Annotated in this window: 15 protein-coding genes and 1 pseudogene; 11 read left to right on the top strand and 5 right to left on the bottom strand. The window is 72.1% G+C overall.

Going from position 1 to position 22,145, the window contains the following annotated elements; translation table 11 throughout:
- Window positions 1-4: 4 nt before the first annotated feature.
- A complete protein-coding gene (locus AB5J50_RS46965) occupies window positions 5-2,005 on the bottom strand; it encodes a GTP-binding protein (protein WP_369264655.1) in 2,001 nt (666 codons plus the stop codon).
- A 247-nt stretch (window positions 2,006-2,252) separates the two neighbouring features.
- On the opposite strand from AB5J50_RS46965, the gene AB5J50_RS46960 reads away from it, so the two are divergent.
- Genes AB5J50_RS46960 through AB5J50_RS46930 form a run of 7 tightly spaced genes read left to right on the top strand, consistent with a single transcriptional unit; the run spans window position 2,253 to window position 9,861 of the window.
- The gene (locus AB5J50_RS46960) at window positions 2,253-2,723 is read left to right on the top strand and encodes a (2Fe-2S)-binding protein (protein ID WP_327434126.1); all 471 of its coding nucleotides are present in this window, start codon (window positions 2,253-2,255) and stop codon (window positions 2,721-2,723) included.
- Window positions 2,720-5,101 carry a xanthine dehydrogenase family protein molybdopterin-binding subunit gene (locus AB5J50_RS46955; RefSeq protein ID WP_369264654.1) on the top strand — a complete coding sequence of 794 codons (2,382 nt, stop codon included), beginning with the start codon at window positions 2,720-2,722 and terminating at the stop codon, window positions 5,099-5,101. The genes AB5J50_RS46960 and AB5J50_RS46955 overlap by 4 nt, the downstream gene beginning before the upstream one ends.
- Window positions 5,098-5,952, top strand: coding sequence for a xanthine dehydrogenase family protein subunit M (locus tag AB5J50_RS46950; protein WP_369264653.1), 855 nt, complete (start codon window positions 5,098-5,100; stop codon window positions 5,950-5,952). The genes AB5J50_RS46955 and AB5J50_RS46950 overlap by 4 nt, the downstream gene beginning before the upstream one ends.
- Before the next feature lie 16 nt (window positions 5,953-5,968).
- Entirely contained in the window at window positions 5,969-6,859 is an 891-nt protein-coding gene (locus AB5J50_RS46945) for an AAA family ATPase (protein ID WP_369264652.1), read from the top strand.
- A gap of 3 nt (window positions 6,860-6,862) precedes the next feature.
- A complete protein-coding gene (locus tag AB5J50_RS46940) occupies window positions 6,863-7,975 on the top strand; it encodes a VWA domain-containing protein (RefSeq protein ID WP_369264651.1) in 1,113 nt (370 codons plus the stop codon).
- 33 nt (window positions 7,976-8,008) lie between these two features.
- Window positions 8,009-9,127, top strand: coding sequence for an XdhC family protein (locus AB5J50_RS46935; protein WP_369264650.1), 1,119 nt, complete (start codon window positions 8,009-8,011; stop codon window positions 9,125-9,127).
- 53 nt (window positions 9,128-9,180) lie between these two features.
- The gene (locus AB5J50_RS46930; protein WP_369264649.1) at window positions 9,181-9,861 is read left to right on the top strand and encodes an SRPBCC family protein; all 681 of its coding nucleotides are present in this window, start codon (window positions 9,181-9,183) and stop codon (window positions 9,859-9,861) included.
- Between the two features lie 5 nt (window positions 9,862-9,866).
- On the opposite strand, the gene AB5J50_RS46925 is transcribed toward AB5J50_RS46930, so the two are convergent.
- From AB5J50_RS46925 to AB5J50_RS46910, 4 genes are all read right to left on the bottom strand, one after another.
- Complete coding sequence (locus AB5J50_RS46925; RefSeq protein WP_369264648.1) at window positions 9,867-10,784, bottom strand: aminoglycoside phosphotransferase family protein; 918 nt, start codon at window positions 10,782-10,784, stop codon at window positions 9,867-9,869.
- Window positions 10,785-10,924: 140 nt separating this feature from the next.
- On the bottom strand, window positions 10,925-11,833 hold the full coding sequence (locus tag AB5J50_RS46920; protein WP_369264647.1) for a matrixin family metalloprotease: 909 nt from the start codon (window positions 11,831-11,833) through the stop codon (window positions 10,925-10,927).
- 571 nt (window positions 11,834-12,404) lie between these two features.
- Entirely contained in the window at window positions 12,405-12,908 is a 504-nt protein-coding gene (locus AB5J50_RS46915; RefSeq protein WP_369264646.1) for a metallophosphoesterase, read from the bottom strand.
- 37 nt (window positions 12,909-12,945) lie between these two features.
- Window positions 12,946-15,378 (bottom strand): SpoIIE family protein phosphatase, encoded by a 2,433-nt coding sequence (locus tag AB5J50_RS46910; protein ID WP_369264645.1) that lies wholly within the window; start codon window positions 15,376-15,378, stop codon window positions 12,946-12,948.
- A gap of 205 nt (window positions 15,379-15,583) precedes the next feature.
- Here AB5J50_RS46910 and lanKC point away from each other — a divergent pair, with 205 nt between their 5' ends.
- From lanKC to AB5J50_RS46890, 4 genes and pseudogenes are all read left to right on the top strand, one after another.
- Window positions 15,584-18,259, top strand: a complete 2,676-nt coding sequence (gene lanKC / locus AB5J50_RS46905) for a class III lanthionine synthetase LanKC (RefSeq protein WP_369264644.1) — start codon at window positions 15,584-15,586, stop codon at window positions 18,257-18,259.
- A 49-nt stretch (window positions 18,260-18,308) separates the two neighbouring features.
- Entirely contained in the window at window positions 18,309-18,425 is a 117-nt protein-coding gene (locus AB5J50_RS46900) for a SapB/AmfS family lanthipeptide (protein WP_264925528.1), read from the top strand.
- 104 nt (window positions 18,426-18,529) lie between these two features.
- Window positions 18,530-20,281, top strand: a complete 1,752-nt coding sequence (locus AB5J50_RS46895) for an ABC transporter ATP-binding protein (RefSeq protein ID WP_369264643.1) — start codon at window positions 18,530-18,532, stop codon at window positions 20,279-20,281.
- Window positions 20,278-21,891: pseudogene (locus AB5J50_RS46890) on the top strand (ATP-binding cassette domain-containing protein); the annotation flags it as partial. The gene AB5J50_RS46895 and the pseudogene AB5J50_RS46890, both read left to right, overlap by 4 nt.
- Window positions 21,892-22,145: the final 254 nt, after the last annotated feature.

Here is a 22,145-nt window from a genome sequence, read left to right as displayed (position 1 = left end):
CGGGTCACCCACCGACCCGTCGCGTCACGTTCAGCAGGTACTCCTTCCGGTCGAGCGGGTTGAGGTCGGTCCGCGGCCGGTCCGGCACCGTGCCGCGGACGACCGGGGCGTAGTGGTCGAAGGCGCATTCCAGCTCGCCCTCCCCGCGCGTCAACCCCGGTAGCTGCTGCTCCAGTTCATGGACCTGGGCGACCGGGACGACACCCTCCAGCACGCACGCGTCGCCGCGCATCTCCGTGGTCTGCGGCACGGCGCGCTGTTTCGCCAGCACCGGCAGCACCGCCGCGAGCGTGTCCGCCGGAGCCTCCAGACGGAACCGGTGCATCGGCTCGTACACCTGACTGCCCGCCTCCCGCAGCGCGCTCATCACCACGAGCGGTGTCAGGCCACGGAAGTCGGCGCCCGTGCTGGACATGCTCTTGTCGAAGCCCTGATGGGCGTGGCTCTGCCGGGGTGAATAGCCGGAATGGGTCATGGTGACCGTGCAGTCCGTGACCCGCCAGCCGTGGATTCCCTGCTCCAGCGCCTCCTTCACGGTGTCCTCGACCGCCTTGAAGAACGCGTACGGCATCGCACCGAGTTCAACCTCCAGCCGGAATTCCACACCGGAATCGACCGGCGCCGGATCGATGCGCAGTCCGACCGTCGCGAGAAAGGGATTGGGGTCCTTTTTGTTGAACTCGACCGCCGCGCCGGTGCCCGCGGGCCGTTCGATGCACAGGGGTGTCGTCTCGCGGAACATGACGTCGATACCGAATTCGTCCGCCAGCGTCGCCTGGATGACCTCCTTCTGCACCTCGCCGTAGAGCGATACGGAGATCTCCTTGCGCACTTCGTCCTGCCGGAGATTGATCAGCGGGTCCTGTTCGGCGAGTTGCGTGAGCGCGAGATGCAGGGCGCCCTTGTCGGCCGTACGGCAGGGGGCGACGACGGTTTCGAGCGTCGGCGGGGAGAAGTAGTGCTCGTCCCCGCCGTGCCCGTCCGCCCGCGATTTCCGCGGTACGCCGATGGTGTCGCCGATGCGGATGTCGCCGAGCCCCCACAGCTTGCCGATGCGCCCCGCCGCCACGGCTCCCTCCCGGACGGCCGCCCCCTGGTCGAAGACGCTGATCGCGGTGACCTTCCCCTCCTCGCCGTCACGGAAGGTCAGCCGGTCGCGCGTGCGCAGGGTCCCGGAGAACATCCGTGCGTAGGCGATCTTCTCCCCCGCGGGTCCGCGCTCGACCTTGAAGACGGTGCCCGAGACCGGGCCGTCGACGTCGTCCTCAGCCGGGGGCAGCAACTCCTTGATCCCTGAGATCAGTTCGGTGATGCCCGCGCCCGTCATGGCCGAGCCGAAGTACACGGGGTGCACCAGGGCCTCCCCGGTCTGCCGTGCGAGCGCGGCGCGGAGTCGCTCGCAGGAGACAGGGCCCTCGACGTACGCGGCCAGCAGGTCGTCGTCGTGCTCGGCGAGCAGATCGAGGAGGGGCGCCTGGAGGCGGGCATCGTCGAACAGGGTGAAGTGCGCGTCGCGCGTGCCCGGTTCGGCCACGTCCCCCATCGGGACGATCGCCGGAGTCAGCCGCGCGGCGATGTTCTCCAGCACTCGCTCGTATCGCGCCCCACCACGGTCGATCTTGTTCACGAAGACGAGCGTGGGAATCCGCAGCCGCTGGAGCGTCCGCATCAGCACACGGGTCTGCGCCTGGACACCTTCCACAGCCGAGACGACGAGTACGGCGCCGTCGAGCACGCTGAGCACGCGCTCCACTTCGGCGATGAAGTCCGGGTGGCCGGGGGTGTCGATCAGATTGACGGCGACGTCGTCGATCGCGAAGGAGACGACGGCGGATTTGATCGTGATACCGCGCTGTCGTTCCAGCGCGAGGGAATCGGTCTGGGTGTTTCCGTCGTCGACGCTGCCGATCTCGTCGATGACCCCGACCGTGTGCAGCAGCCGCTCGGTCAGGCTTGTCTTACCGGCGTCTACGTGCGCCAGAATTCCCAGGTTGAGCATATGCACCGGGCGTCATGTCCTTTGAAGTGGGAGTGATTCCTTCCTGGGTGGACATGAACGGTGTGCGCATTGCTGCTCCTCGATCTTGGTGGACGCGTCCCCGGTAGTGCAGCAGGCGGCGGCACACAACGGCAACGGATTAACGCTCAACAAATGCATGCCACAGCGCTCGCCCCTCTCGGCACTCAGCCCTAGAGTGACGCACGTCACGTAAAATGGCTGACACCCCTCACCTGGCTCTCTGGGAGGGCACATGACCCGCATATCGGTGAAGGTCGACGGCACCACATACGAGGACGACGTCGAACCCCGTCTCCTCCTGGTCCACTACCTGCGAGACCGCCTGGGCCTGACCGGCACCCCGATCGGCTGCGACACCTCCAACTGCGGGGCCTGCACAGTCGACCTCGACGGAGAGAGCGTCAAGAGCTGCTCGGTCCTCGCCGTCCAGGCCGACGGGAGCGAAGTGACCACGGTCCAGGGCCTGGCCCAGGACGGGGAGTGGCACAGCCTGCAGAAGGCCTTCCACGATCGCCACGCGCTGCAGTGCGGCTACTGCACCCCCGGGATGATCATGGCGGCCCGGGATCTGCTCCGGGAGAACCCCGAGCCGGGTGCCCAGGACATCCGGGAGGCCCTGGAGGGCAACCTCTGCCGGTGCACCGGCTACCAGAACATCGTGCGCGCGGTCCTCGCCGCCTCCGGGCAGGAGGCCACCCGATGAGCGACCAGGTCGTCGAGCGTGAGGTAGGCCGCTCCCGCCTCCGCAAGGAAGACGCCCGTCTCGTCACAGGCCAGACCAACTGGACGGACAACATCAGCGTCAGCGGGCTGCTGCACATGGCGATCCTGCGCAGCCCCATGGCACACGCCCGGATCACCCGGGTGGACGTCTCAGCCGCACGCGAGCGGCCCGGTGTCGTCGCCGCCTTCAGCGGACGCGATCTCGCCGGGGGCCTCGGCTCGCTGCCCTGCGCCTGGCCGGTCACCGAGGACATCGTCCTGCCCGACCACCCGCCGATCGCGGTCGACGAGGTGCGGTACGCGGGCGATCCGGTGGCCGTGGTCGTGGCTCGCGACCGGTACACGGCCGCCGACGCGCTGGAAGCCGTCGAGGTCGACTACGAGCCCCTCCCCCCGGTACTCGACCTGGAGGCCGCCCTCGCCGAGGACGCCCCGCTGGTCCACGCGGACAAGGGCACGAACCGCTGCTACGTCTGGCCTCTGGCCACCGGAGAGAGCTTCGACACGGTCCGGGAGCGGGCCGATGTCGTCCTCAAGCGCCGATACCTCCAGCAGCGGCTCATCCCCAACGCCATGGAGCCGCGCGCGGTGGTCGTCACGCCGCTCGCCGCCTCCGGCGAGTACACCCTCTACTCGTCGACCCAGATCCCGCACATCCTGCGGATCATGCTCTCCATGGTCACCGGCATCCCCGAGCACAAGCTCCGGGTCATCGCCCCGGACGTGGGCGGCGGCTTCGGATCCAAGCTCCAGGTGTACGGCGAGGAGGCCCTCGCGCTCACCGTGGCGCAACGGCTGGGCCGCCCGGTGAAGTGGACCGAGTCGCGCTCCGAGGGCTATCTCGCGACCCATCACGGCCGCGGCATGATCCAGGACATCGAGATCGCGGCCACGCGCGAGGGCAAACTGCTCGGCCTCAAGGTCGACCTCCTCGCCGACATGGGCGCCTATCTGATGCTCGTCACGCCGGGCATCCCGATCCTCGGTGCGTTCATGTATCCGGCGATCTACAAGATGGAGGCGTACGACTTCACCTGCACCGGGGTCTTCACGACCAGGACGCCCACGGACGCCTACCGCGGCGCCGGACGCCCCGAGGCGACGTTCGCCATCGAACGGATCATGGACGAACTGGCCGTCGAACTCGGCCTGGATCCCGTCGAGTTGAGGCGCCGCAACTGGATCGGGCACGAAGAATTCCCGTACACGTCCATCGCGGGTCTGACGTACGACAGCGGCAACTACGAGGCCGCCACGGACAAGGCGCTCGCACTCTTCGGGTACGACGAGCTCCGCTCCGAGCAGCAGAAGCGCAACGAACGCGGTGACGTCGTACGCCTCGGCATCGGTGTGTCCACGTACACCGAGATGTGCGGGCTCGCGCCGAGCCGGGTGCTGCGGGATCTGCGGTACGCGGCCGGCGGCTGGGAGGCGGCGAGCATCCGCATGCTGCCGACCGGCAAGGTCGAAGTGGTCACCGGCACCAGCCCGCACGGGCAGGGCCATGTGACCTGCTGGAGCCAGATCGCCGCCGACGTACTGGGCGTGCCCTTCGAGGACGTCGAAGTGGTGCACGGCGACACCAGGGCGGCACCGCAGGGCATGGACACCTACGGCTCGCGGTCGCTGGTCGTCGGCGGGGCGGCCGTCCATCACGCCGCCCAGAAGGTGGTGGAGAAGGCACGGAAGGTGGCCGCGCACCTCCTCGAAGCGAGCGAGCACGACCTGGAGTTCACGCACGGCGTCTTCTCCGTGAAGGGCTCGCCCGAGGCGCGCAAGTCCATCCAGGAGATCGCCTTCGAGACGTTCTCCTCGCACGACCTGCCCGACGGCATGGAACCCACCATCAACGCCGAGCACCTGGTCGACCCGGAGAACTTCTCCTACCCGCACGGCACCCATCTGTGCGCCGTCGAGGTCGACACCGAGACCGGACGGACCACCATCCGCTCGTACGTCTGCGTCGACGATGTCGGCCGTGTCATCAACCCGATGATCGTCGAGGGACAGGTGCACGGCGGAGTCGCGCAGGGCATCGCACAGGCCCTGTACGAGGAGGCGGTGTACGACGACGAGGGCAACCTGGTGTCGGGCACGATGGCCGACTATCTCGTGCCCTCGGCCGCCGATCTGCCCGAGTTCGTGACGGACCGGACGGAGACGCCGGCCACCTCGAATCCCCTGGGCGCCAAGGGAGTCGGCGAGTCGGGGACGATCGCCTCCACTCCCGCGGTCGTCAACGCGGTCGTGGACGCGCTGCGCCCGCTGGGGGTGACCGAGGTGGCGATGCCCTGTACGCCACAGCGGGTCTGGGAGGCCCTTCAGTCCGCTCAGTCCGTGAAGGAGGCGTCGGCATGATTCCTCCGGCATTCGAGTACGCGAGGCCCTCAAGCGTCGAGGAGGCCGTGCGCACCCTCGCGGACGCGGGCGAGGACGCGAAGGTGCTGGCCGGCGGGCAGAGCCTGCTGCCGCTGCTCCGGCTGCGGCTCGCCTTCCCCGAACTCGTCGTCGATGTCGGCCGGATCCCCGAACTGCGCGGGATACGCGAGGACGAGGGCACGCTGATCATCGGCGCGATGACCTCGCACCACGACGTCATCGGGGACCCCCGGGTACGCCGGCACGCCGGGCTGCTCGCGGCGGCCACGGCCACGGTCGCCGATCCCGCCGTACGCCATCGCGGCACCCTCGGCGGATCGCTCGCGCACGCCGATCCGGCCGGTGACCTGCCCGCCGTGATCCTCGCGCTCAACGCGACACTGATCGCGGAGGGGCCGGCGGGGCGGCGCGCCATCCCGGCCCGCGAGTTCTTCGTGGACTATCTGCAGACCGCGCTGCGGCCGGACGAACTGCTGGTGGAGGTGGAGATCCCGACGACCGACAACTGGGGCTTCCACTACGAGAAGTTCCAGCGGGTCGCGCAGGCCTGGGCGGTCGTCGGTGTCGCGGCACTCGTGCGGCGCGACAACGGGCAGATCGCCGAAGCACGGATCGGGCTGACGAACATGGGCTCGACACCACTGCGGGCCGCGGCGACCGAGGAGGCGCTCGTGGGCGCCTCCGCGGAGGGTGCGGTGCGGCGGGCCGCCGAAGTGGCGGCGGACGGCACGCACCCGTCGTCCGATCCATCGGCCTCGCCCGAATACCGCGCACACCTCGCCCGGGTGCTCACGCGGCGGGCGGTCCTGTCCGCCGCCGGAATGGGGTGAGGAGCCCATCACCGGTATGGCAGTGGACGGCTTGAGCGGTCCGGAGGAGGTGCGGGCCAGCCTGGAGAAGACGGGGTATCTCGTCGACGAGGGACTGGCCGTGGCCTGCTTTCTGGCCCTGAGGCTGCACCGGCCGATCTTCTGCGAGGGCGACGCGGGCGTGGGCAAGACCGCGCTCGCGTCCGCCCTCGCCGAGGCAACCGGTGCCCCGCTGATCCGGCTGCAGTGCTACGAGGGCATCGACGCGTCCCAGGCCCTGTACGACTGGGACTTCCCGCGCCAGCTCCTGCACCTGCGGGCCGCCGAGGCGGCGGGCATCACCGACGCCGACCGGCTCGAAGGGGAGCTGTACGACCGGCGGTTCCTCATCACGCGGCCCCTCCTCCAGGCTCTGGAGACCCAGCCGTCGGTGCTGCTGGTCGACGAAGTCGACCGCGCGGACGACGAGTTCGAGGCGTTCCTGCTGGAGCTGCTGTCGGAGTACTCCGTCACCATCCCCGAACTGGGCACCCTGCGGGCCGAGTTGCCGCCGATCGTCGTCCTCACCTCCAACCGCACCCGCGAGGTGCACGACGCGCTGAAGCGACGCTGTCTCTACCACTGGTTCGACCATCCCGGCTTCGCCCGCGAACTCGCCATCGTGAGAAGGAGGTTGCCGGAGGTGACCGCCCGGCTCGCCGAACAGGTCACCGCGCTCGTGCAGGCCCTGCGCGCCGAGGACCTGCTCAAGCCGCCCGGGGTCGCGGAGACGATCGACTGGGCGGAGGCCCTGCACGCGCTGGGCGCCACCGAGGTGGATGCCGAACTGGCGGTGGCCACGCTGGGGTCGGTGCTGAAGTACCGGGAGGACGCGGAGCGGGCCCGCGGGCTCGATCTGTCGGCGATCCTCGCGGCGCGAGGGGTGTGAAAGATGACGGGCGTCGATGCGTCCGCCGTGGTCGTCGGGTTCGCCCGTGCGCTGCGCGCGGCAGGTGTCGACGCGGGGCCCGACCGTGTCCAGGCCTTCCTCGGCGCGCTCACTCTCCTCGAACCGGGCCTGCGCTCCGACGTGTACTGGGCCGGGCGGCTCACCCTGTGCGGAAGCCGGAACGATCTGGAGCGGTACGAACGGGTCTTCGCCGCGTACTTCGGCGCGCAGGGCGACGGGGTGCCGAAAGGGGCTGCTCCCGCACCCCGGCTGCGCCTGGTCGTCCGCGACCCCGGTTCTGCTCCGCGCACGGAGACGCGGGCCGCGGAGGACGGCGTACCGACACCGGTGCTGGCCGACTCCACCGACGTACTGCGCCACCGGGACTTCGCCGGGCTCACGGCGGCCGAGCGGGAGCAACTGCGGCGGCTGCTGGCCGCGTTCCGCCTGCGCGGCGAGGTACGGCGCTCGGCGCGGCGGCATCCGGCCCGGCGCGGAAGCGTCGATCCGCGGCGTACCGTACGGGAGTTGCTGCGGCGGGGCGGTGAGCCGGCCCGGCTGCGGCGGCACGCCCGGGCCGAGCGCCCGCGCCAGGTCGTGCTGCTCGTGGATGTGAGCGGCTCGATGGCCCCGTACGCGGACGCCCTGCTGCGGTTCGCGCACGCGGCCTCGCACGGCACCCGTACGGAGGTGTTCACGATCGGCACCCGGCTCACCCGGGTGACCCGCGAACTCGCTCACCGCGACCCCGACACGGCCATGGCGGCACTCTCGGCGGCGGTCCCGGACTGGCGCGGCGGCACCCGGCTCGGCGAGATGCTGCGGGCCTTCCTGGACCGCTGGGGCCGGCGGGGCATGGCGCGCGGCGCGGTCGTGGTGCTGCTCTCGGACGGCTGGGAGCGTGGCGATCCTGCCCTGCTCGCGGCCCAGATGCGACGCTTGCACCGGCTCGCGCACCGGGTGATCTGGGCCAATCCGCGCAAGGCCCGCCCCGGTTACGCACCCCTGGCCGCGGGAATGGCGGCGGCGCTGCCGAGCGTGGACGCGTTCGTCGAGGGGCACAGCCTGGCCGCGCTGGAGCGTCTGGCGGCGGTGGTGAGAGGAGCGGATCCTTGAAAGAGACGCACTCCACGGTGAAGGGAGCGGGCGATGCGTGACATCCTCCCGGCGCTGAACGAGTGGTATGCGGCGGGGTCCCCGTTCGGGCTTGCCACGGTGGTCTCGGTCAGCCGCAGCGCGCCGCGCGACCCGGGCGCGGCCATGGCCGTGGGCCCCCGCGACGAGGTCGTGGGCAGCGTGTCCGGCGGCTGCGTCGAGGGCGCGGTCTTCGAGCTGGCCCAGGAGGTCGTGGAGTCCGGCGAGGCTCGGCTGGAAACCTTCGGGTACAGCGACGAGGACGCGTTCGCCGTCGGGCTCACCTGCGGCGGCGAGATCACCCTGCTCGTCCGCCGGGTGTCCCCCGCCGACGACCCGGCCTTCGGGGTGGTGGCCGAGTCGGTGACCGCGGGCCGGCCGGTGACCGTGGCGACGGTGATCGCCGGGCCCGCCCCGCTCGGGGCCACGCTCGCCGTATGGCCGGACGAGGAGTCCGGGCCCTCGGGCGGTGTGTCGGGCTCCCTCGGGTCGACGGGTCTGGACGTGGCCGTCACCGCCGACGCGCGCGGCGAGCTGGCCCAGGGCGCCACGATCCGGCGGCACTACGGCCCGCACGGCGAACGCCGCGAGGACACCGTCACCGTCTTCCTCAACTCCTTCGCGCCACCGCCCCGCATGCTGGTGTTCGGCGCGATCGACTACGCGGCCGCGGTGGCCCGTATCGGCGCGTTCCTCGGCTACCGGGTCACGGTGTGCGACGCCCGCCCGGTCTTCGCCACGCCGAAACGGTTCCCGGAGGGCGTGGAGGTCGTCGTCGACTGGCCGCACCGCTATCTGAGCAGTACGACGACCGACCCGCGTACCGTGATCTGTGTCCTCACCCACGACCCGAAGTTCGACGTGCCGCTGCTGGAGGAGGCGCTGCGCCGCCCGGCCGCGTACATCGGGGCGATGGGCAGCCGTCGTACGCACAACGACCGGATGAAGCGGCTGGCCGAGGCCGGTCTGTCGGAGCGCGACCTGTCCCGGCTGCGCTCACCCGTCGGGCTCGACCTCGGGGCGCGTACGCCCGAGGAGGTGGCCGTGTCCGTCGCCGCGGAGATCGTCGCGCTGCGGTGGGGCGGCAGCGGAGCGCCCCTGACGGCGACGGGCGGGGCGATTCATCCGAGGTAGCGCGGTCCAGGGCCGTCCGAGAAGGCTCCGTCCAGCCCGTCCAGGAGGAGAAAATGGATCTGCACCACGAGTTCACGGTCCCCGTCCCGCTCCAGGACGCCTGGCGGGTGCTCCTCGACATCGAACGGGTGGCGCCGTGCATGCCGGGCGCGATGGTGGAGGACTACGACGGCAAGACCGTCACCGGCTCGGTGAAGGTGAAGGTCGGCCCGATCACACTGACCTACCGGGGCACCGCCGTCTTCGAGGAGCAGGACGAGGCGGCGCACCGCATGGTGCTGGTCGCGAGCGGCAAGGAGGCGCGCGGCCAGGGCACCGCACGGGCCAGGGTCACGGGCACGCTCAGCGAACGCGACGGCGGCACGGCCGTCTCGGTGCGGACCGATCTGACGGTGACAGGGCGCCCGGCACAGTTCGGTCGCGGCGTGATGGCGGAGGTGGGCGACAAGCTGGTCGGCCGGTTCGCGGCCTGCCTCTCCGAGCGCCTTGAGGAATCCGGCCCACTCGAAGAGCCTGGACGCCTCGAAGAATCCGGCCGACCGGAACCATCCGGCCGGCTTCAAGAGTCCGAGCTGCTCAACGAGCCAACGGTGTCGGTGCGTTCCGAGGCGGAGCCGATCGACCTGATCCGGACGGCCGGGGTGCCGGTCGCCAAGCGGCTGGCGGCGGTGGTCGCCGCGGCCGTCGCGGCTGCGCTGGTGTTCGTGTGCGTACGACGCCGTCGGCGCCGCTGAGTCCGTCAGCCGGCCTCGTCGCGGTGATCGGCGATCACCTGCTCCAGGTGGTGCAGCGCCGCGGTCACCCGCGCCGGGTCCTCCTGGAAGAACGGGTCGTCCGGCACGGGCAGGGATGCGGCGAGCGCCCAGCCGCGCCCCCGCGCCCAGGTCGCGTCGTCCAGTCCGACCGCGGTACGGAACACGCCGCGGGCCTGGGCAGGCAGGAACTTCCACGCGGGCAGCAGATCGACGGCGGGGTCGCCCACGGCGAGCGTCCCGAAGTCGATGACCGCGCTCAACCGGCCCTCGACGGCGAGGAGATTGCCGGTCGCCAGGTCGCCGTGGATCCACACCGGCGGCGCGTCCCAGGCGGGCGCCGCGAGCGCCGCTTCCCACACCTGCGTCACCGCGTCGGTGTCGACCCTGCCCTTGAGCGCCGCGATCTTGGGGCGGACTCGGGCCTCCGCCGCCAGGGAGTCCCGCTCGTCGCCCATGGGTACACCGCGGAAGGCGTTGCTCGCCTCGGGGCCGGGACCGCCGGTGGGGTCGAGCTGGTGCAGCGCGGTGATGAACTCGGCGAGCTGCTCGGCCGTCCGGAGCGGATCCGCCAGTGTTTCGGTCGTCGCCGTCTCCCCTTCCAGCCATCGGTAGACGGACCAGGGGAACGGATAGCCCTCCCCCGGCTCCCCCTTCGCCATCGGTTCGGAAACGGGCAGCGGCAGACGGGGGGCGAGGCGCGGCAGCCACGTGTGCTCGCGTTCCACCTGGCCGGCCCAGTGGGAATAGCGCGGCAGACGTACCGACAGGTCGTCGCCCAGCCGGAAGGTGGCGTTGTCCATGCCCGACAACGGGACGGGTGAGAGGGGCAGTTCGGCCCAGTGGGGGAACTGCGCCGCCAGCAGACGGCGTACGAGATCGGCGTCGATCAACACGCCGTCCATCCCAGCCGCCGGGCGGTCGGCTGTCCACTCATTTCCGGTGTGGTGGCCCGCCCCTCCGGTTCGCGTGACGGCCCGCGTCTGATCCTGGTGGGCCCGCCGCGCACGCTCCGTCGGAGCGTGCGCGGCCCTTCGAGCGGGGCTCAGCGACCGGGGTCGCGCATCCAGAGGCTGTTGTCGCGAGTGGCGCAGTACAGCTTGTTGTTGAGGGCCGTCATCGCCGCGACATCGTTGGCGTGCCCGATGCGCTGCCATGCCCGTTCGGGGTAGAGCGCGCGGACCCCCGACAGGTCGTCCGCCGTCAGGGACTGCAGCGTGAAGTTCGGGCGGACCGTGGGGAACATGACGGAGCCGCTCACGCTGGAGTGGCCGAGGCCCAGGATGTGGCCGAGTTCGTGGAGCGCCACTGTGTCCACGTCGAAGGAGTCGGCGGCCGCTCCGACGGACCAGTTGTGCTCCTCGTCGTCGAAGTGCACCGGCTTGGGCATGGCGTTGGTCACCACACCGCAGCCGGGTGGGAAGTCCGCGTGCGCGAGGGTGCCGCCCACCATGCTGAGGTCCGGGTCGTTCGCCGGTCGCCAGCCGATGCGGATGTCCGGGTTCTGAGCCGCGGTGACCTCGGTGAAGCCGATGGGCACGGCCGCGGACCAGGTCCGCAGGGCCCTGCGCACGGCGTCGAACTCGGTGGTGCCCGCTGTGTCGTTGGTGCCGATGTCGAACGTGTAGGTCAGTTCACGCCGGTTCCACGCACACCGGGTGGCGAAGGCCACTCCGTCCAGCATGTCCGGCAGGGCGCAGCGCGACTCGGTCATCAGGTCGCGGGTCCCGGCGTCGAACTCGCCTGTCGTTTCGAGGGAATTGCGCTCCTGGTATGTACGGAGGGCGTCGGCGGTCGGCTTGTCCAGCTGCTGGGGTTCATATGCCCCGCGCTCCAGATATCCGAAGCGCTGCAAGAACCTCTGCACATGCACCAGTTCCGCCCGGGTGTCCCCCAAGGCGGCAGGGGAGAGATCCTTGATGGCATCCAGGCTCGGGAGTTTTTCGTCGGCCATGGTCGGCTTTTCCGCTGGGTGTGGCGAGCGCGTTCCGGACGGGCGGAGCGTACTCGCTCAGCCGAAGACTTCTGATGACGCGGAACGGAATTTCCGGATCCGTTCCCGGGCGTGCGCGCACCATCAGTGTCACGGGCACGCGGGGTGTCTCCACCGTGCTCAGCGCACTCGGGACGTGCGCCGCAACAACTGTCGCCCCGTCGTCGTCCTCGAAACCGACGACGCGTATCGGAATGCCCTGCACTATTTCACTCGAATACGCGCGCGTGGACGGCGAATCGAGACGGTCGGCGAAGGGACCGGTGTCGACGAGAACGGAGAGATCGTCCGATTCCCATGCGGTGACGGCCGAGTCGACCGGCTGTTGCGAGGAGGGCGAGAGATTTCGCGGGATACAGAGGGACACCCGTGTGCCGGCATTTACTCTTTTCCAGCCACGGGTCATTTCGCCTCCCCCTGGCTGCGATTGACCTTCATTGGAGGCTGTGCGCTGATTAGGCAGTCTGCTCCGGGCGCAGGGGCTCGACAAGGCGTGTGGCGTGTCCGCGGCCGACGGCGTGGCAGATCTACGTCATTCCCGGGGCGGCAGCCGGTGCAGCTGTACGTCCGTCAGCTCACCCTCCGCCACGGTCGCCGTCATGTAGGTGCAGTGCGGCTGACGGCGGCGGTCGGTCGGGGAGCCCGGGTTGAGGAGGCGCAGGCCGGTCGGTGCGGTCGTGTCCCAGGGGATGTGGCTGTGGCCGAAGACCAGGACGTCGAGGTCGGGGAAGCGTGCGGCGCAGCGCTGCTCGCGGCCCTGGGCGGCGCCGGTCTCGTGGACGACTCCGAAGCGCAGGCCGCCCAGGTCGGCGCGGGCGACCTCGGGGAGGCGGGCGCGCAGTGCCGGGCCGTCGTTGTTGCCGTACACGCCGAGGACCCGGCGGGAGCGGTCCTCCAGCAGGTCGATGGTGGCGGTGTCCACCCAGTCGCCCGCGTGGATGACCACGTCGGCGAGCGGGAGTTCGGCCATGAGCTGCGCGGGCAGCTCCTTGGCGCGCCGGGGCAGGTGGGTGTCGGACATCAGGAGCAGACGCACCCCCTCAGGGTGTCACCCCAGGACCGTCTCGCAGGTGTCACTCCAGCAGGACGTCGCTCCACACCTGCTTTCCCCCGCTCACCGGTACCGTCCCCCAGGCCGCCGACATGGCCTCCACGAGGAAAATGCCGCGGCCGCCGGTGGCCTCCCAGCCGAGGTTGGTGGGCTTGACCGGTGTACGCGGCGAGTTGTCGGCCACCGAGATCCGCAGCCGGTGGTTGATCAGGGTGAGGTCGAGCCTGACCTGGCCGTCAGTGTGCACGAGGGCGTTGGTGACGAGTTCCGAGACGACGAGGAGAACGGCGTCCAGGTCGTCGCTCACGCCCCAGGCACGCATGACGCGTTTGGTGTAGCGGCGGGCGTGCCGGACCGCCTCGGGGACGCGCCAGACGGTCCAGGTCTCGCGGAGCGGGCGCACCGCCATGCCGTCGTAGCGCATCAGAAGGAGGGCCACGTCGTCGCTGCGGTTGGCGCCCGCGAGCAGTGCGTCGGCCACGAGTCCGAGGTGGGCGGGGTCGGAGGCGGCCAGCTTCTCGGCGAGCCGGTTCAGGCCGTCCTCGATGTCGACCTCCACGGACTCGACCAGACCGTCCGTGGTCAGCGCCATGATCGTGCCGGGCTGGAGACGCAGCAGGCTCATGGGGAAGTCGGCCTGGGTGACGACGCCGAGCGGTGGCCCGCCTTCCGATTCGGGGACCTCCGTGCGGCCGTCCGGGTGGCGCAGCACCGGTGGCAGATGTCCGGCGCGGACGTACCAGGCGGAGCCCTCCTCCATGTCGACCTCGACGTAGCAGCAGGTGGCGAAGAGGTCGGTCTCCAGGTCCATGAGGAGACGGTTGGCGTGCGAGACCACCACGTCCGGGGGGTGGCCTTCGATGGCGTACGCGCGCAGGGCCGTGCGCATCTGGCCCATGAGGGTCGCGGCCGAGGCGTTGTGTCCCTGGACGTCGCCGATGACGAGGGCGACGTGGTTGTCGGGCAGCGGGATCACGTCGTACCAGTCGCCGCCGACCTCCAGACCGGCCGTGGTCGGCAGATAGCGGGCGACGGCGACCGCGCCGGGCAGCCGGGGCAGGCGGCGCGGGAGCAGGGTGCGCTGGAGCATGCCGACGAGTTCGTGTTCGGCGTCGAAGGCGTGGGCGCGCACCAGGGCCTGGCCCGCGAGGCCCGCGGCGGCGGTCAGCAGGGCGCGCTCTTCCGGGCCGAAGTCGTGCGGGGCGTCCCAGCCGATCAGACAGGCGCCGGCCATGTGTCCGCCGGCGGGCAGCGGCAGGATGGCGAGGCCGCCGGGGCCGACCTCGGCGAGCGCCGGTTCCAGGGGTGCCCCGGCGGGCCAGATGGCGGGGCGCCCCTCGCTGAGGGCCGCGGCGAGCGTCGGCATGGAGCGGACGGGCGCGTCCGGCCACTCCGAGCGCCATTCGGTACGCCACAGCTCGGGCCAGGCCTCGGGCTCGGGCGGGTCGAGGACGGTGACGACGAGACGGTCGCCCTCCAGTTCGGCGAGGGCGATCCGGTCGGCCTGGAGGGGCTTGCGCAGGGCGGTGACCACGGCGCCGCCGACGTCACGGACGGTGCCCGCGGTGGCGAGGGCCGTGTCGAGCCGCTGCACGCGGGCCACGTCGTTGACGCCGGAGCGCAGCTTCGAGGCGTCGGAGACCGTGCCCACCAGCCGCGCGGGGCGGCCCTCGCCGCCGGGCAGCAGGCGGGCCCGGAGTCGCAGCCACTTCTGTCCGCCGGAGGGCCCCAGAATCCGGAACTCCAGCTCGCGGTCCCCGATGGACATGGGGTCCGGCTCCACCGCGGACATCAGCGAGGGCAGGTCCTCCGGCACCGTCATCGACAGCAGCGTCTCCACCTTGCCGTCGAATTCGTCCGGGCTGAGGCCGAACAGCTCCAGCACCTCGTCGCCGACCCCGACGTACCCGGTGTCCATGGCGAGGTCGAACGAGCTGGCGGGCATCTCCTCGGTGCCCTCCGCCGTCGCGGGCGGCGGGCAGACGACGGCCTCGGCGAGCAGGCCCAGGCACTCCCGGTCGTCGGAGCCGAAGCCGTCCGGGTTCTCGGTGACGGCGACCAGGCAGCCGTCGTCCCGCAGCGGCAGCACGGCGAGTGAGAAGTCCTGGGACGGCAGCCGCCGGGCGTCGGCGCACCGGCCGAGCTCCTCCGGCCCCAGCCAGAGGGGCCGTCCCGAGCGGTGGGCGTCCACCGCGGGGGACCCGCCGGAGAGCGGATAGCTGTCGCGCAGCCCGTACAGCGTCCTAGGCACCCCTGCGTACTCGGCCAGGTGCAGCTCGTCGCCGCTCTCGCTCGGTGAGTACACCGCTGCGAAGGCCGTGCCGGTGAAGACGAGCACCTGTTCCAGGACGCGGCGCAGCCGCTCGCGCGGGTCCCGTTCCGTGGTGAGCGTCCTGAGGGCAAGTTCGGCACGCAGCGTTCTCTTTCCGCGTTCCGCAGCGCCCTCACTGACCACGTCCGCAATTACAGCGCTTCCGGGACGCTCGCGCAGCCCCTGCGACCGTTCCGGGGCCGTCGGGCCTGCGCCGGAGCCCAGCCTCTCGAACGAAGCCGAACATGACTTTACGCATGCGTTCCGCACGGTGATCTCGTGACAGGTGTGACTGTCCGCGCCTCTGGCGGGCTGAAAGGCTCGGAATCACAGGGCCGAGGGGGAATGCATGGACAAGCGGTACGAGGTGTACGCGCTGGCGGACCGGTACTTCTACGATTCGCCGGACCGGCCGGGCACGGGTGAGCGCAGTGCCCCGCCCTCGTACCCGACGGCGCTGCGTGAGGTGCCCGGGGGATGGCGGGCGGCGCGGATCGGTGACTGGCTGACGCTCACGCCGGTCGACGACGACGGCACTCCGCGCTCCGGGCCCGCCCAGGGCTGGAAGATCCACGCCTCCGCCACTCAGGAGAACGCGGACCGGATCGCCCGGACGGTGTGGGACTACTGCGTGCCGCGGCTGATTCCGTTCAAGTTCGTGCCGGGTCCGCATCTGCTGCACCTGCGGAACACCAAGTACGCGGCCCGCGACACCAGCGGGAAGTTCGTCACGGTCTACCCGGCGGACGAGGAGCAGCTGCACCTCGTGCTGCGTGAGCTGGGCAGGCTGCTTGACGGCTTCGAGGGGCCGTACATCCTCACCGATCTGCGCTGGAACGACGGGCCGCTGTACGTCCGCTACGGCGCGTTCGCGCGCTCCTTCGTGGTCGACGAGCGCGGCTCGCTGGTCCCCGCGGTCCGGGACGGCGAGGGGCAGCTGGTGCCGGACCGGCGGCAGCCCTCCTTCCAGGTACCGGAGTGGGTGACGCTGCCCGCTTTTCTCACGCCGCAGCTCGCGGCGCGCAACACGACGACGGTGGGCGAGCTGCCGTACCGCATCGAGAAGGCGCTGCACTTCTCCAACGGCGGCGGGGTGTACGCCGGCACCGACACCCGTGACGGTCGCAAGGTCGTCCTCAAGGAGGGGCGGCCGCACGCGGGGCTCGCCGCGGACGGGGCCGACGCGGTCGCCCGCCTCGAACGCGAGAAGGACGCGCTGGAGCGGGTGGCGGGGCTGGCTGTGGTGCCCGAGGTCCGGGACTGGTTCACGCTCGGCGACCATCGCTTCCTCGTCATGGACTTCCTGGAGGGGCGGCCGCTCAACTCCTTCTTCGCCGAGCGGCATCCGCTGCTCACCCCGGAACCGGCCCCGGACGCCGTCGCCTCGTACACGGCGTGGGCGCTGCGCATCCACCGCGCGGTCGAGAAGGCCGTCGAGGCGGTGCACGCGCGCGGGATCGTCTTCAACGACCTGCATGTCTTCAACATCATGGTCGCGCCCGACGGGGAGTCGGTGTCCCTGCTCGACTTCGAGGCCGCGGCGCCGATCGAGGAGAACGGCCGCCAAGTGGTCGCCCATCCGGGCTTCTTCGCGCCGCCGGACCGGACGGGCCCGGCCGTCGACCGGTACGCGCTGGCGTGTCTGCGGCTCGCGCTGTTCATGCCGGTCACCACCTTGTTCGTGGTCGACCGCCAGAAGGCCGCCCATCTGGCGGAGGTCATCGCCGGGCAGTTCCCGGACATACCCGGGGAGTTCCTGGCGGCCGCGGTCGCCGAGATCACGCGGGACGGCGGCGGCCGGCGTGCGTCGGCCCCCGCGGGCGGAGCGGTCGGCACGCCCCTGCCGTCCGCCGTCCCTCGCGGGTCGGCCGCGTCACGCTTCGCCACGCTCCCCGCCCCCGGCGACTGGCCGTACAGCCGCGACTCGATGGTCAAGGCGATCCTGGCCTCGGCGACACCGGAACGCGACGACCGGCTCTTCCCCGGCGACATCGCCCAGTTCTCCGACGGCGGCGGGCTCGGGCTCGCGCACGGGGCCGCGGGCGTGCTGTACGCGCTGGCCGCGACCGGGGCGGGGCGCCACGAGGAGGGCGAGCGCTGGCTGCTCGACCACACCGACCCGGCGCCGGTCGGGACACCGCTGGGCCTGTATGACGGGCTCGCGGGCGTCGCCTATGTCCTGGACCTGCTCGGGCACCGGCAGCGGGCCCTCGACCTGATCGACTCCATCCTCAAGGAGCGGTGGCAGAAGCTCTCCTCCGATCTCCACGGTGGGCTCGCCGGGCTCGGCCTGGTCCTTGGGCAACTGGCCCGCACCACCGGCGAACCGGAGCTCGCCGAACGCGCCGCGGAGGCCGCCCAGCTGCTCATGGCGCGGCTCTCCGAACCCGGCCCCGCCACACCCCGGCAACGCGCCGGCCTGCTGCGCGGCGCGAGCGGGCCCGCGCTCTTCCTGCTGCGCCAGTACGAGACCACGGGCGCACCCGAGCTCCTCGACGCCGCCGCGCGGGCGCTGCGCCGGGACCTGGACCGCTGTGTCGTCCAGAAGGGCGGCGGTCTGGAGGTCGACGAGGGCTGGCGCACGCTGCCGTATCTCGGTGACGGCAGTGCCGGGCTGGGGATGGTCGTCGACGACTGGCTCGCCCACGGCGGGCGCGGCGCCGAGGAGTTCGAACGGGCGCGCGCCGGCATCCTGACCGCCGCGACCTCACGCTTCTACGCACAGCCCGGACTCTTCCAGGGCCGCGCCGGAATGATCCTGCACCTCAGCCGCACCCGCGCGCCGGGCGCCACCGAGGAGCGGCTCGCCGAGCAGGTCGCCGGGCTCGGCTGGTTCGCGATGTCGTACCAGGGGCAACTCGCCTTCCCCGGGCACCAGATGATGCGGCTCTCCATGGACCTGGGCACCGGAACGGCCGGGTGCCTGCTCGCGCTCGGCGCGGCCCTCGACGGCGAGGTCCCGGCTCATCTGCCCTTCCTGCCGCCGCTCGTGACGGCGGCCCCCACACGCGGCTCCGCAACCTGACGGAGTCGTGACGCAACACCCCGTCCCCAATCAAGGGAAAGGACACGAGATGGCACTTCTCGACCTGCAGACGATGGAGTCCGACGAGCTCACCGGCGGCGGCGGCGCGAGCACCCTGAGCCTGCTCTCCTGCGTCTCCGCCGCGAGCGTTCTGCTCTGTCTCTGACAGCACGGCGCGGGTACGGCTCCGGGCGGTTCCCTCCCTTCACGGGGAGGGGCCGCCCGGGGTCCGTCCGGCGCAAGGCACCCGGGATGCGAGACCTCCACCGCATGACGACACCCGCCGAAAGCCCTGGCCCTCTGCCCGCCGACACCTCCGTGCCGCTCCTGCGCGCCGCCGTCCGCCACAGTGGCCTGCGCTGCCTGGTCCTCGGGGTGGCGGCCACGGCCGCGGCGGGGGCGAACCTGTTGTTGCCGGCCGCACTGGGCCGGGCCCTCGACCTGCTGCTGACGGATCCCGGTGGGGCGCGGGCCACGCGCTGGGTGCTGGGCTGCACCGGTCTGGTGCTGCTGCTCGCCGTGCTCGACGCGTGCGAGACCGTTCTCGGCGCCACCACGGACGCCCGGACCACCGCGTGGCTGCGCGACCGGCTGGTGGGGCATGTGCTGGCCATCGGGCCGCGGGCCGTTCGCCGGTTCGGGCCGGGCGAGCTCGTGGCCCGGCTGGTCGGCAACGCCGCGCAGGCCGGAACCGCGCCGACCGGCGTCGCCGCACTGCTCGCCGCGTTCGCCGCACCGGTCGGCGCGATGGTGGCGCTCTGGCTCGTCGATCCCTGGCTGGCGGCCGTGTTCCTCGGCGGCGCGCCGGTGCTCATGCTGCTGCTGCGGGCCCTCGCCCGCGACTCGTCCCAGTGCGTGGCGCGGTACCAGCAGGTGCAGGGCAGGCTCGCGAGCGGACTGGCGGAGGCGATCGGCGGGTTCCGTACGATCGCGGCCGGCGGGACCGCCGACAGGGAGGCGGCGCGGATCCTGCGGCCGCTGCCCGAACTCTCCCGCGCGGGCCACCAAATGTGGCGGGTCCAGGGGCGTGCCGCCGCGCAGGCGGTCGCCGTGGCGCCGCTTCTGCAGATCGGGGTGCTGGCCGTGGCGGGCGTCCTGCTCGTCCACCACCGGCTGACGGTCGGCGAGTTGCTCGCGGCGTCCCGGTACGCGGTGCTCGCGACCGGCGTGGGTGTCCTGGTCGGCCGGCTGTCCGGGCTGGTCCGGGCGCGGGCGGCGGCCCGGCGGCTCGGTGAGGTGCTGGACGAGCCGCCGACCGCGTACGGAACACGCCGACTGCCGTACGGGCAGGGGCGGTTGGAGCTGCGCGGGGTGACCGTGCGGCGGGGCGGGCGCACCGTGCTCGACGGAGTCGACCTGGTCGTGCCGGGCGGCACCACGCTCGCCGTGGTCGGGCGCTCGGGGTCCGGGAAGTCACTGCTCGCGGCGCTCGCGGGCCGCCTGGCGGACCCGGACGACGGCGATGTCCTGCTCGACGGGACCCCCCTGCGCGAGCTGGACCGGAGCGAGCTGCGCCGTGCGGTCGGGTACGCCTTCGAACGGCCCGCCCTGCTCGGCGACACCATCGGGGACACCATCGGCTTCGGTCTCGCCGCCCCGGACCCCGACCGCGTCACGGAGGCCGCCCGCACGGCCCACGCCGACACCTTCGTCCGCCGGCTGCCCCGGGGATACGCCACCCCCGTCGCCGACGCTCCCCTCTCCGGCGGCGAGGCCCAACGCCTCGGTCTCGCCCGGGCGTTCGCCCACGACGGCCGGCTACTGATCCTCGACGACGCCCTGTCGAGCCTCGACACGGTCACCGAACACCACATCACCGAAGCGCTCTTCCGCCGCGCCACCAGAAGCAGCCGGCTGATCGTCGCCCACCGGGTGTCCACGGCGGCGCGGGCGGACGCGGTGGTGTGGCTGGACGGCGGGCGGGTGCGGGCGCGGGGCTCACATGCGGAGCTGTGGCAACTGGCCGGCTACCGGGGCGTGTTCGGGGAGGGCGACGCGCGCGGGCTCGGAGGCGGCTCATGACGGTGTACCGGCAAGGGCTGCGGTTCCTGCGCGACCGGTGGCGCGTGGTCGTACGGCTGATCGCCTGGTCGGTGCTGGAGACGGGGCAGACCTTCCTCATGGGGTACGCCCTGGCGCGGGCCCTGGACGAGGGGTTCCTGGCCGGGCGGACGGGCGCCGGGCTCGGCTGGCTGGGCATCGGCGCGCTCGCGGTGTGCGTCGGGGCGTTCGGGACGGGGCGGGTGTACGGGGCCGTCGCCGCGCTCGTGGAGCCGTTGCGGGACGCTCTGGTGCGGCGCGTGGTCGCCCGCGGGGTGCGGGAGGGGGACAGCGCCGCGTTGTCCGGGCTCACCCAGCAGGTGGAGATCGCCCGGGACACCTTCGCCGGCGTGGTGATGGTGTCGCGCTCGTTCCTGTTCACCGCGGCGGGCGCCCTGATCGGGTTGTTCTCGCTCGACCCGCTGCTCCTGGTCGTGGTCGCGCCGCCGCTCACCGCCGGGGTGGCCCTCTTCGCCGTGACGCTGCGGCCGCTGGCCCGCAGGCAGGAGGTGTTCCTCGTCGCGGACGAGGCCATCGCGGACCGACTGGGCACCGTCTGCCCCGGGTTGCGGGACATCACGGCGAGCGGCGCGGAAGCGCGGGTCGCTGCCGACGCGGGCACGCGCATCGACGCCGAGCTGGGCGCGGCGCGGTCCCTGGCCCGCTGGGGGATCCTGCGGGTGGCATCCCTCGCCGTCGGCGGGCAGCTCCCCCTCGTCCTCCTGCTCGCCACGGCTCCCTGGCTCCTGGACCACGGCGTGACCACGGGCGCGCTGGTCGGCGCCCTCGCCTACGTCACCCAGTCCCTCCTCCCTGCCCTCCAGAACCTGGTCCACGGCCTGGGCACAAGCGGCTCCCGCCTCGCGGTGGTGCTGCGCCGACTCGCTCCGGATCCGTCGGACCCCGCCGACGCACCGGGCCCGAAGTCGACGCCGCGCCTCACGGCCGTCCCGCGCCCGGTCACCCCCGCCCCGCCCCCGAAGGAGGCGGACCCCACCACCGCGCAGGAACCGAAGACGACGCCGCGCCTCGCGTTGGTGCTGCACAGACTCAGCCCCGCCCCGCCCGGGGAGGAAGCGGACCCCGCCGCCGTACAGCGGCCGGAGGCGCCGCCGGCCGTCCCCGCGCCCGAAGCTGGCGACTCCCCGCCGCCCTGCACGCCCCCCGCCCTGTCCCTCAGCGCCGTCACCTTCGCCTACGGCCCCGCCAGCGCCCCGGTCATCGACAACCTGGACCTCCGGCTCCCCCAGGGCGCCCACCTGGCCGTCGTCGGTCCGAGCGGGATCGGCAAGTCGACGCTCGCGGGACTCGTCGCGGGGCTCCTGGAGCCGGGGCACGGCACGATCCGGGTGTGCGGACACCCGGTGCCCGGGAGCGGGGCCGCCGCGCACCGGGTCCTCATCCCGCAGGAGGCGTACGTCTTCACGGGGACGCTCGCCGAGAACCTGGGCCAGTCGCGGCCGGACCCCGTGCCGGAGGCGGAGCTGCTGGCGGCGGCGGAGGAGGTCGGGCTCGCCGGGCTGATGGGGAGGCTGGGTGGTCCGACGGCGGAGGTGGATCCGGGGGCGTTGTCCGCGGGTGAGCGCCAACTGATCGCGCTGACCAGGGCGTATCTCTCGGCTGCGCCGCTCGTGCTGCTCGACGAGGCGACCTGTCACCTGGATCCCGAGGCGGAGGCACGCGCGGAGCGCGCCTTCGCCGCGCGCCCCGGCGGCACGCTGGTCGTCGTCGCCCATCGGATCAGCTCGGCACGGCGTGCCGGACAGGTGCTGGTGATGGACGGACAGCGTGTCGACCTCGGGGATCACGAGGCCTTGCTGGAGCGGTCCTCGCTCTACCGGGACCT

The organism is Streptomyces sp. R35 (assembly GCF_041053035.1).
GTDB classification, from domain to species: Bacteria; Actinomycetota; Actinomycetes; order Streptomycetales; family Streptomycetaceae; genus Streptomyces; species Streptomyces lutosisoli.
Note: the sequence above shows the minus strand (reverse complement) of the source record. Positions and strands in the feature narration are given on the sequence as shown.